This window comes from Chromohalobacter sp. 48-RD10 (assembly GCF_029889785.1).
GTDB lineage: Bacteria > Pseudomonadota > Gammaproteobacteria > Pseudomonadales > Halomonadaceae > Chromohalobacter.
Genome location: NZ_JARANX010000007.1, coordinates 165,498 through 176,412, shown reverse-complemented (window position 1 = coordinate 176,412; position 10,915 = coordinate 165,498). Strand labels below are relative to the sequence as shown.

General features: G+C 63.8%; 6 protein-coding genes. All 6 read right to left on the bottom strand.

Annotated elements, in window-relative coordinates; all coding sequences use genetic code 11:
- Positions 1–396 precede the first annotated feature (396 nt).
- From bcsC to bcsR, 6 genes are read right to left on the bottom strand one after another with little or no spacing between them, the layout of a single operon-like run.
- Positions 397–3,921: a cellulose synthase complex outer membrane protein BcsC gene (gene bcsC / locus OP496_RS10290; RefSeq protein WP_280563535.1), complete on the bottom strand. Its 3,525-nt coding sequence runs from the start codon at positions 3,919–3,921 to the stop codon at positions 397–399.
- Positions 3,918–5,018, bottom strand: coding sequence for a cellulose synthase complex periplasmic endoglucanase BcsZ (gene bcsZ / locus OP496_RS10285; protein ID WP_280563534.1), 1,101 nt, complete (start codon positions 5,016–5,018; stop codon positions 3,918–3,920). Before bcsZ ends, bcsC begins: the two co-directional genes overlap by 4 nt.
- 2 nt (positions 5,019–5,020) lie before the next feature.
- A complete protein-coding gene (gene bcsB, locus OP496_RS10280) occupies positions 5,021–7,261 on the bottom strand; it encodes a cellulose biosynthesis cyclic di-GMP-binding regulatory protein BcsB (protein ID WP_280563533.1) in 2,241 nt (746 codons plus the stop codon).
- Between the two features lie 31 nt (positions 7,262–7,292).
- Positions 7,293–9,863: a UDP-forming cellulose synthase catalytic subunit gene (gene bcsA / locus OP496_RS10275; RefSeq protein WP_280563532.1), complete on the bottom strand. Its 2,571-nt coding sequence runs from the start codon at positions 9,861–9,863 to the stop codon at positions 7,293–7,295.
- Entirely contained in the window at positions 9,860–10,588 is a 729-nt protein-coding gene (gene bcsQ, locus OP496_RS10270) for a cellulose biosynthesis protein BcsQ (protein WP_280563531.1), read from the bottom strand. The genes bcsA and bcsQ overlap by 4 nt, the downstream gene beginning before the upstream one ends.
- Positions 10,585–10,788, bottom strand: a complete 204-nt coding sequence (bcsR, locus tag OP496_RS10265; protein ID WP_280563530.1) for a cellulose biosynthesis protein BcsR — start codon at positions 10,786–10,788, stop codon at positions 10,585–10,587. Before bcsR ends, bcsQ begins: the two co-directional genes overlap by 4 nt.
- Between the last annotated feature and the right edge of the window lie 127 nt (positions 10,789–10,915).

Below are 10,915 nucleotides of genomic sequence, written 5' to 3'. Positions count from 1 at the left end.
TGGCGGCGGCGGTATCCAGGTGAGGGGCTGAGGTTTGTGGTGAACATCAGCTTATCCGGATTTACCGCCGTCTCTCTATCCTGTCTGTTTCACGCTAATCTGCGAAGAACCCGAAAATTTGGCGCAACAGCTATGCCCGAATTGCGCGGTGAGCCGTCATGAGGTCGACATCCCTTTCGATATACGCGAGCGGCTTGAGCGTGTCGGCATGCTTGAGCACGCGCGATTCCGGAAGCCCGATGGATGCTCGCGATGTGATTACCAGGGACCCGACATGAGATCATCTCGTGCGATTCAAGGCGGCAACGTTCTGTTGCTGCCCTCTATGCTTGTACTTCGGGGTGGAACTCTGGAATTCAAATAGCATCCGAATACGATCCTGCGACACAGGTGGGACTAGTCGAAGCTGGCATAGGGCTTGAGCACGTCGGGCGGCATCGCCAGATCGCCTTGCCAGGCACCGAAACTGTAGCGCAGCGACAGGTTGAAGCTATTGGGCGCGTAGTCCTCGGCCTGTTGCAAACCGACGGCGAGCCCGGCGATCCAGTGATCGGCGAGACGACGCTCGAGACGTCCACTCAGCGAGAAACCGAAACCGCCGCCGCTGCCGCCGCCAAGGGTGGCGCTGGCATCGGGCAATCCGGCCACCTCGGCGCCGCCCAGCGGGTAGCGTGCACTGTCGTCGCTGTCGGTACACGACTGCGAGACCGCCGCGTCGAGCTGCCATGACCAGTCGCCGGTGCGTTGGGTATAGCTCACCGGCAGCGACAGCGAGAAGTAGCGCTGCGGGCTGTAGTAGCCTCCTTGACCCAGCGAATAACCGCCGAGTTCGCGGCGGTAGTGCATTGCCAGGCTGCTGATGCCGACGCTGAGGCGGCGGTGCTCATTGTTGACCAATTTGTGGTAAACCCCGCCCATCAGTTGTACCCGGGTATTGTCGGGGACGTTCTTGCCGTCGAGATGGTGCACTCCGAGGTTAGACCACACGCCGTTGGGTCCGCCCTGGTCATAGCCCAGCCCCAGCGATGCGCCGGTGGCCCGGATGCCGCCCCAGGTCGTTCCGCTGCGCGGGTCCCTGGCACCGGCGAAGGCCAGCAGCGAATCGTCGAGCGCGCGCCGTGACATCGTGACGGTCAGCCACAGTGGCCCGGCATCCCCTGAATACTGCACACCGCCGGTCCAGTCCTCGACCGCGAAACCCAGCGGTGTCGTGCCGATGTCCATCCGCCAGGTCTCGTCGTACCAACCCAGGCCAATGCTGACGCCGTTGTCTTGCTGGTGTAAGTCACCAGTGCAGCCGACTACCGCACAGGTGCCGAAAGTCTCACGGGTCAGGCCATCGGCATCGCGCGTGAGGCGTCCGGCGTCGAGACTGACACGGTCGAGCCTCAGGAAGCCGCGTCCGCCGTTGATCGGCGTATTGACCTCGAACATGTCGGTCGTGGTCGTCAGCGACGAGACGCCGTCGGTGCCGCTGTCGTTGTCGACCTGTCGTGCTGCCCGGACTCGGGTGTCGAGCGACTGGTAAAGCGTTGCCGATTCACTGCGCAGGCTACCGGTCAACCAGTCGTCATCGGTTCGGCTGCGGGTGGCGCGGGTGAATTCAGCGTCGTCGGTGAGCGCTGCGGAGTCGGCGATGCCGGCGGCGACCATGCCGTGGCGATAGCGGCCCAGAGCCTTTTGAGGATGATCATCGGCACGTGCGATGCGCGCCGCGTCGCGCCAGGTCTGAGCATCTTCGGTGGCAGCCGGTTGCGCAAGTGTCGCGGCGACCAAGGCCTCGGCACGAGTCGTGTCTCCCATCTGCAGCCAAGTATTGGCGGCACGACGGCGGGCGGCTATGGCATCGGTCGGCAGTTCGAGGCGGCTGAGAAGCAGGCGAGCCCGGGTCTTATCACCACTGGCTAGAGTGGCCTCAGCGAGCCCCAGATGTGCCTGAAGGTTATCTGGCTCCAGCTTCAGAGCACGCTGATAGTGCCGTTCGGCGGCATCCGACTGGCCATCGGCCAATGCCCAGTCGCCGAGTTGTAGGCTGATCTCGGCGTTTGCCGGCTGGGCCTCGAGCAGGGCGCGCGCCGTTGCAGGGTCGCCATCGGCACGCAGTGACGAAGCCCGTGCCAGCAGTTGGCGGCGCTCGAGACGTGTGGCAAGTGCACGCATGTCAGCGTCGCGCTGGGCGGCGGGGATTTGCCCCAGGCTTTTGAGGGCAGCTTGGTCGCGGTCATCACTGGCAAGATACAGTGCCTGAGCATAGTGGCCCTGGGCGCGTGCTGCGGGATCGTCGAGGTCGCCGAGGCGTCTCAGCAGATCGGCGAGAGCGGCATCGGCCTGCGACGGGTGACCGGCCTGGAGCAGGGCCTGGGCCAGCGAGTAGGTCAGCCAGACGTCGGTGGGGGTCAACGCTCGGGCGGCAGTATAGCGTTCGGCGGCCTGGGGCCATTGCCCGGCATCGGCGAAGCGCTGGCCATCGGCGCTGAGCTGGGCGACGCGCAGTTGTCGGCGGGTGTCGGCGAGCGCGTGTTGCTGAGCAGAGGATAGCGTGGCGATGAAGTCGAGCGCGCGCTGCGGAGATCGCTCGGTATACAGCGCGGTCAGGCGTTCCAGTGCCCGGTTGTCGTCGCCGGAAATACGCCGTGCATGTTGGTAGGCCTGTTCAGCGGAGAGCGTGTCGCCACGGCGCCGAGCGACGTCGCCAAGCCCCAGCCAGGCATCGGGCGAGTCGGGCTGCAGACGTGCGGCCTGGCGGTAGTTCTGTTCGGCGTGTCGGAGGTGGCCGTCAGTCAGCGCTGAATCGCCGCGACGCACCTGCGTCCAGTACCGGGCGGTGTCGATCAGAGTCTGCCACTTGTCGCCGCTGAAGCCACTCTTGTCGTTGGCCCGGGCGCGCTGGAAAAGCGCCAGTGCCTGTTCGTGGCGGCCTTGGCGCAGGCGAATGATGCCCAGCGCACTAAGCAGTTCGGCGTCATCGGGATAGGCCTTCAGGGCGTGTTCTATATCGGCTTCACCGCTGACGCCTTGCGCCTCGGAGAAGTGCGCCAGGCCGCGTTGGCGGGCCTGATAGGCGGGGTTGGCGAGTAACTGGCGCTGATGTGACAGGGCTTGTCGCGCTTCGTCGGCATAGTCGGTGTCCCCGAAGACGTCAAGGAAGTGTCGCCAAGCGGTGACGCTGGCCTGAGTTGCCGGCCGGCCTCGCAGCGCATCCAGCCAGATGCGCGCACTCGTCTGGCGGGTGCCCGGCAGCCTGGCGAGTTGAGCCAACCGATCGAAGGCGGCCTCGTCGCGTCCTGCGTCGAGCTGCAACTGGGCCAGGGCAAACCCTAGCTCGGGACTTTGGGGGTAGCGCTTGTCGAGCGCATCGAGCTGATGAATCGCGCGTGACTGGCCATCGGGTAGTCGGGCGACGAGCTGCCAGTATTCCAGCGCCAGGGGCAGCGTCGGCAGGCCATCGGCGAACAGCTTGTCGTAGCTCTTCTTGGCCTTTTCGAGATGCCCGGTGGTGGCCAGCAGCCGGGCTTGGCTCAGGGTCTGGCGCTTTTCTGGTTGGGTCAGCGATAAATTGAGCCGCGCCAAGCGGTACGCACGACTGTCGGGCGCCAGTTCGGCGAGTCGCTGAACGAGTTGAGTGGCGCGCTGGTGGTCACCGTCGCGCAGTGCGCGGCGTACCCGGGCTTCGAGCACCTTGGGGCTGTCGGGGGCGATGGCCTCTAACTTGTCGAGCGCCTCGTCGACCAGCGACTCGTCCTGGCGAGCCTCGCCGAGGCGTACTCGCTGCAGCAACCCGTCGCGCGGCGAGACGGCCTGGCGGACGTCAGGTCGCGACGTTGTTGTCTGCTCGGGCGCCGAGGCGGCGAATGATGGTGGTGCCACGCTGGCCAGCAACACGCAGACGGACAGCAAGCCGAAGTGACGTGTCAGGTTCATGGCGACTCCCATGCCGGCTCCAAACGGCCATCTGCGGCAAACCGATAACGCCCCTCGTCCCAGCCGCGACCGAACAGCATCAGAGTTTGCGAGTAATAGGCGTTGGTTGCCGGCGGGTCGGCAGCCAGGCGCTGACGCTGTGCCTCGGCCAGTGGCGCCTCAGCGTTCGACGAGGCCACCAGGAACGGGAGCAGAGCGGCCGAGAAGCCCACGTTGCCGTGTCCCGCTGCCTCGCCGCTCAGGGCATCGACCCGCTCGGGAACACCGTGGCGGCGGACGATTTCACGCATCGGCGCGAAATGCTTCAGCAAAGCTTGGCGCCGATCGGCGCCGTCGGCGAGCATGCCCAACCACAGGTAGACGCGGATCGCGTCGTAGTCGCCCTGGCTGCCGTGCTTGGGGTCGGGATTCCAGGCGCTGCCGGGGGACCACTGTGTCCAGTCGGGGGCCAGACCCAGGGGGGAACTGTTGATCAACAGTCGTGGCGCATTAGCCGCCACCTCGGGCCAGGGGGCGCCCAGCTCGCTCAGGCGTGTCAGCAGCTGTGGCGGCAGGTAGCTGGGATTGATGCGCCATGCATCGTCGGCGACGAAGCCCTCTCGACCGGGTAGTAGCAGTTTGCCGAAACCGGGCAATGTGGTTACCTCGGCGTCGGCGATGCGTGCAGCCAGGCGGATACCGAGTACGCGATAGTCGCGACGCTGCCACAACCTACCGGCCTCGAGCAGCGTATAGGCAAGCCACAGATCGGCATCTGCGGCGCTGTTGGCGTCGAGCACGTTCCAGTCGCCATTTTCCCGGCGCCCCCACAGCCAGCTCGGCAGGATGACTCCGAGATCGCCCTTAGCCAGGTTGTTCTGGGTCCAGTCAAGCAGCTGCTGGAAGGTGTCTCGGTCGTCGGCGACCAAGGAGAAGAACAGTGCGTAGCTTTGGCCCTCGGAGGTGGTGATGTGGCGTGGGTCGGAGCGGTCGATGACGCGCCCATTGTCGCTGATCAGGGTGTCACGAAAACGTTCCCAGGCCGGCCATTGGACGTCGTCCGCGACGGCGACATCCGTGAACAGAACCAGTCCTAGAAGAAGTCCGGAAAACAGCATGCTCACTCCTCGTCGTCGCGTAGCCGCCGTGCGCTGAGTCGACGCAGGATCCGCCACAGCAGGAAAGCGACGATTAGTACCGCGAGTCCGGCGGTGGCGGCTATTAGCCAAGGGTGCCGCGAGAGCTGGTAGCGCAGCCAGGTGGTCCATGGCAAGTGGCCGACATAATAGCGCTCGCCGACAGCGTTGCTGGTAATGCCACTGTCGCGAATTACTGCCACCGAACCACTGATCTGGTCGAGCGCCGACGGCTTGGTCAAGGTGCGGTTGAGTAGCCGCTGCCCGGCGGGCTTGGCAGCGAGAAGGGCGACCACGCTGCGCTGGTCGTAGAACGGTGACTGCATCTCGAGCAAGGCGGCAAGCGGCCCATGGGCACTGACCGCCACCTGGCGATCAGCGGGAACGGCGCTGTCATCGAGTTTATCGTGTTGCGCCTTGATCTCGGCGTCGCGACTGGCCAAGCGCAGGCGACTGTTGGCTTCCGGCCCCAGCGCCATCACCGGCTGGCGCTTTTTCAGCGACTCGGGTAGCGAACCGAAGGCGAGGATATCGGCATCGACCTCACTAGCCTGCTGCCAGTCGTCGGTCAGCCGCATGGCGACACCGGGGTAGCCGGTCTGTGCGCCGATGCGGCCGAGCGTGTCGAATAGAGAGGAGAACTGTTCGGCGGACGGTGAAGGCGGCATCACCACCAATGTCTGGGACAGGTCGGCGAGCCGGCTGAAGGGGAAGCTTGCCGTGGCGAAGGTGCTTAGCGCAGGCATCTTCAGATAGTGCGAGTAACCCGAGAAATCGAGGGTCGAGGACTTATCGATGGTGGCACGATTGGGCACCCGGTTGATGGTGATGCACTTGTTGGATTCGCCGTCACCGACGCGGTTGGTGTAGTTGAAGGCGAAGCTCAGGCGATTGATGGCGCCCAGTCGCAGTGCCGGAATGGCGACCTTGCTGTCGCTGCCAAGCCAGTTCTGAAGGATCGGCACCTCGAGGCCGTCCGGGTTGCCGCTGCCCTCCTGGCTGAGCGGGAACGAGCGTAGGAACCCGCCGTTGATAGAAACGTCGAGCCGTGACCCCTTCTCGGTGGCTGGTGGCGTGTAGCGGTAGCCGAGTTCGAGATCGACCAGGTCGCCCTCCCAGACGAACAGATCGGGCGGTATGCGCAGAGTGGTCTCTATCGGATCCAGTTTCTCGCCTTCGACCTGTAGTTGATCGGGATATTCGACCAGTTCATCGAAGCTCACTGGACGGTTGGTGGGCACCCATTTCGGGGCGTCGTAGGGCTGGCGCGGCTTGAGCGGGTCGATCTCGTCGATCTGGGCGCTCTGGCCGCGCAGCAGCACGTCTCCCAGCGCCAGAGCGCGGGCCGCCTTGACCAGATCGTCGTCGTTGCGGCCGAGGATCAGTAGCAGCTTGGCGTAGGGGGTCTCGGGGTGACTGATGACCTCGATGGTCGGGCCGTCGACCGGCGGATAGTCGGCGAGAAAATTCGGCCGAGCATCATTGGTAGCCAGCACCACGGCATGCTGACGCGGCGGCAGCTCGAAGGTCACCGGGAAATGCTGGCCGCGCCAGTCGGCAAGGCTGCCGAACCACGAGGCAACGATGCCGCCGGCGCGCTGCATGGCGAGGTCGGGAGACTCGGGCAGCACGAACGGCAGATCCAGGGCATTGTCGTCGCGCGCATCGAAAAACGGCTTGGGCAGGCGCTCCAGCGAGTTGGCCAACGGCAGCGCCTGTTCGGTGAGTTCGAGGTGGCTGGTATCGCCAATGTCCAGCCAGATGCTGGTGTGCACCGGGTTCTCGCAGATGTTCTTGTAATGGCCGACCAGCGACAGGCGCAGGCGGTTATAGTCTCGAATCAGTCGCGAGTCGAGCGATACTCGGGCATGCTGCGGCTTGCCATTGTCGGGCTCGATGCTGACTACACCGACCACGTCGTCGTTGAGGTAGACCTTGAGCTGGGAAACGTCGTCGAGCAAGGCCGGCGACGGCGTATAGTGCAGGTCAAGTACGGCACGAGTGACCAATCGATCGCTGCGTACACCGAAGTCGATGCGCTGCGTTGCCTCCAGGCCGGTCAACTCGATCGGGCCTTGGGTCAACTGGGACAGTGGTAGGTTGCGGTGCGTGATCGGCGGCTCAACGTCGTCGGACGTCGTCGTGGCAGTCGCCGCAACGCTTGCCTGAATCCAGCCGGTCAGCATGATCAATAGTGGTAACGATACAAGCCAACGTATGCTCATCTAAACGCGATCCTTTATCAGTTGATAATGCTCAGGCCTGCCGTATCTCGCGGCGCGGCACGAACGAGCCCAGCCAGGTAAGTGGCGCGCGCAGCCTCAGTGGGGCGTGCAGCAACAGACGCCGGTAGCCTTCCATGCCGAGCGAGAGGATGTCGGTGAAGCTCTGCATGGGGCGATCCTCGGGAACACTGTCCCGCCACAGCGTCCAAGTATCGGCCCGGGCGAAGGTGGACTGGATATAGTCGAGGTGTTCGGGGAACGACATTGTTTCCAGTTCAAGGCCGGTGCGAGCACCATTGACGTTGATCACGCGAGCCTCGAATGCCTGTTCGCGAGTCCCGCGAGACAGCAGCAATGACACTTTTTGGCCGATGGTCAGCAGCCCGGCGCAGGGCAGGCTCAGGCCGACCCCGCCCTCGGCGTAGTCGTGCAGGGTGCAAGGATAGGTGTGGCCATCGGCGAGCTCGAGAGCTGCGGGTAGGGCCACCTCGACGCGATGGCGGCGACGTACCTGCCGCGCCTCGGCGGCCACGGCCACGGCGCCGCCGAGAATGATCAGGTTGTAGAGCGTCCAGGCCAGACTGACCAGCACGGTGGGTAACTCGTCGAATGGGCCCGTGTAGAGACGCCAGGCGGCGGCCACCACCCCGGTCACATTGAGGGTGATGAGCAGCAGATAAGGGCGCGATATGGTCCAATCGAAGTAGTTCTCGCCGATCAGCCCGCCCTTGGCCGTAACGTTGAACTTGCCCTTGCGTGGATTGAGCAGTGCCGCTGTTGTTGGACGGGCAATGTACCAGGCGAGTACCGCCTCGTAGACTTCATTCCAAAAGCTGTGTCGATAGCGGCCCTGGATGCGTGAGTTGGTGATGCCGGAGTGCAGCATGTGCGGGACCACGTAGAGCAGGATGGCCACCGCCGGCGCGTAGATGATGTAGGCGTGTAGCAGTAGAAAGGCCAGCGGTGCCGTGAGGAAGATCAATCGAGGCACGCCGGCCAGGAAGTGCAGCATGGCATTGAGATAGCAAAACCGCTGGGCCAGGTTCAGACCGGGTCCTGTGAGCGGGTTGTCGAGACGGAAAATCTGGGCCATGCCGCGCGCCCAGCGAATGCGCTGACCGATGTGTGCCGATAGGCTCTCGGTGGCCAGGCCCGCCGCCTGGGGCAGGCGCAGATAGGCTGAGGTAAAACCATGCCGGTGCAGACGCAGCGATGTGTGAGCGTCCTCGGTAACAGTATCCACGGCGAAGCCGCCGATCGCCTCGAGCGCCGTGCGGCGCAGCACGGCGCACGAACCGCAGAAGAAGCTGGCGTTCCACAGATCGTTGCCGTCCTGTATCAGGCCATAGAACAGCGTGTTCTCGTTGGGCATGCGCCGAAAGCGGTCCAGGTTGCGTTCGAAGGGGTCGGGCGAAAAGAAGTGGTGTGGGGTCTGGATCAGGCCCAGCCGAGGGTCCTTGAGCAACCAGCCCACGGTCATCTGTAGGAACGAGCGCTGAGGGACGTGGTCGCAGTCGAAGATCGCCACGCACTCGGCGTCGGTGACGGTCAGCGCATGGTTCAGGTTGCCTGCCTTGGCGTGACGATTGTCGTCGCGGGTAATGTAGCCGATGCCCACCGACTCGGCGAATTGCCGGAATGCCGGGCGGCGACCGTCGTCGAGCAGGTGGACGCGTAGCTTGTCGTGCGGCCAGTCGATACCCAGCGCGGCCAGCACCGTGGGTCGCACCACGCCCAGCGATTCGTCGTAAGTGGGAATCATCAGATCGACGGTCGGCCATCGTGACAGGTCGTCGGGCAGCGGGGCTGGTGATCGATTGAGCGGCCAGATCGTCTGCACATAGCCGAGCAGCAAGGTCAGCCAGGTATAAGTCTCGGCGCAGAGCAGCAACAGGCCACAGGTGACGTCGAGTGGATCGTTCCAATTGAGTGTCGAAGTATAGCGCCACCACAGGTAACGGCACGATACCGTCACCGAGAGCACAATCAGGGTCAGCGTCGTCAGGCGTCCCGGAACGCGCTGTATCAGCAGGGCGATACCTGCCAGCAACGCCGCAAAAATCGCTTGGGCGCCCAGCGTAAAGGGTTGGGTAATGACCAGTGCCATCATCAGACCGGCCAGCGAGCCCATGGTCCATAATGGCCAAGTGGCGTGAATGGTGGCCGGAATAGGGTCGCGTGATCTGATATCGACGCGCTGCGTCAGGCTGGCGAGGCGTCGTCGCCAGGCGGACAGGGCTGGTAGCGCATGTCGGCGGCGCGTCTCGGCGTATTGCGGCGTGGCGTCATGCTTTTGGGGGGTTGGGCGTCTGTTTGAGCTTTGACGTCGCGGATGCAGCAGTATCAGCCACAGGGTCTGGATCAGATAGCGCAGTGGGTCAGCGATACCCGGACGACGCCGCTGAAGATGACGCAAGGTCGGTGCCAGGCGCAGCAGTAGCCGTTGCCAGGCCGGCCCTTCAAAACGCAACAGCGCCCAGCCCAGCAACCACAGCGTACAGTAGAGCAGGGCGGTAACCGGCCCGGCGCGCCGGCGTTGACGCAAGTCGTGATAATGGTGACGCAGTCCGTCGAGAGCTAGCGGCTTGAGCAGCAGACTCATCCCATCGCTCCGCGTGCCAGCAGCCAGGCGGCCAGGCGCTGTACGTCACGCGCCGCCAGACTGTCGCTGCGGTGACCGACCACGCTGCGCTTGTGGGCCAGCGCTTCGAACATCGCTTCATCCTGGTGGATCGTGCAGGGTACTAGCCAGTCGGCATATTGATGCTGCCAAGCCGCCAGCAAGTCGTTCTGCAACAAGCTGCGCGGCGTGAAACGGTTGACCAGCAAGTACTCATTGTCGTCCGGCTCACGACTGGCGAGCAGGGCATGGCAAGCGGCGTCGCAGTGGGTCACGGTCAGCCAGGTTGGAGCCAGACGGCGCATCTCTTGCTGATGCACCGAACAGGCGGACGGTACATCGACCAGTACCCAGTCGTAACGATGCGGGTCCAGCTCGGCCAACCGATGGCCCCAGAGCGAGAATGTTCCCAGCCGGTCACGTTCCCGGGCTTCGATGACTTCCGCGCCTTGCCCATAGGGCAAAAACGTCAGACGTTCACCGAGGGCAAAGGCCATCTCGTGCCAGACAGCTCCCGCCGCCTCGGCGGTCGCCCAGCCGTTGTTGTTTCGCCATGGGTGGTTGAAGTGCAGGCGCAACTGATTGCGTGGATCGAGATCGATGCACAATACGTTAAGCCCCGCCTGGGTGAGCGCTTCGGCCAGCGCGGCGAGCAGGGAAGTGGACCCCGTGCCGCCGCGCAGCCCCTGCAGGGCAAGCACGTTCACGCGTCGATCTCCGAGCCGGCGTTGGCCAGCTCGCTCAACAGCGGCCAACGCTCGAGGTTAGTGGCGAGACGTTCCTGCTGATGAATGTTGCGATAGGGAAAGTCGCCGAGTCCGGCATTGTCGATCAGGGTGCGGACATCATCGTCGTGTGCGGGAGCAGTAACGAGATGACGAGTGGAAGTGTGATCTGGAATCGACATTTGACTGCAGCTATTCCTGTGGCCAAGAGGTATGTGTTGGGCACATCGACCTGTTTTTGAAGTACGTTATTGGCAGTATAGTGACTGTTAGATACTGTCTTTTTACATAAATTCATCATATTGTCAC

Excerpts from the sequence above, each read along its gene's own strand:
- bcsC (WP_280563535.1), bottom strand. The coding sequence starts at position 3,921 with ATGAACCTGACACGTCACTTCGGCTTGCTGTCCGTCTGCGTGTTGCTG.
- bcsZ (WP_280563534.1), bottom strand. The coding sequence starts at position 5,018 with ATGCTGTTTTCCGGACTTCTTCTAGGACTGGTTCTGTTCACGGATGTC.
- bcsB (WP_280563533.1), bottom strand. The coding sequence starts at position 7,261 with ATGAGCATACGTTGGCTTGTATCGTTACCACTATTGATCATGCTGACC.
- bcsA (WP_280563532.1), bottom strand. The coding sequence starts at position 9,863 with ATGAGTCTGCTGCTCAAGCCGCTAGCTCTCGACGGACTGCGTCACCAT.
- bcsR (WP_280563530.1), bottom strand. The coding sequence starts at position 10,788 with ATGTCGATTCCAGATCACACTTCCACTCGTCATCTCGTTACTGCTCCC.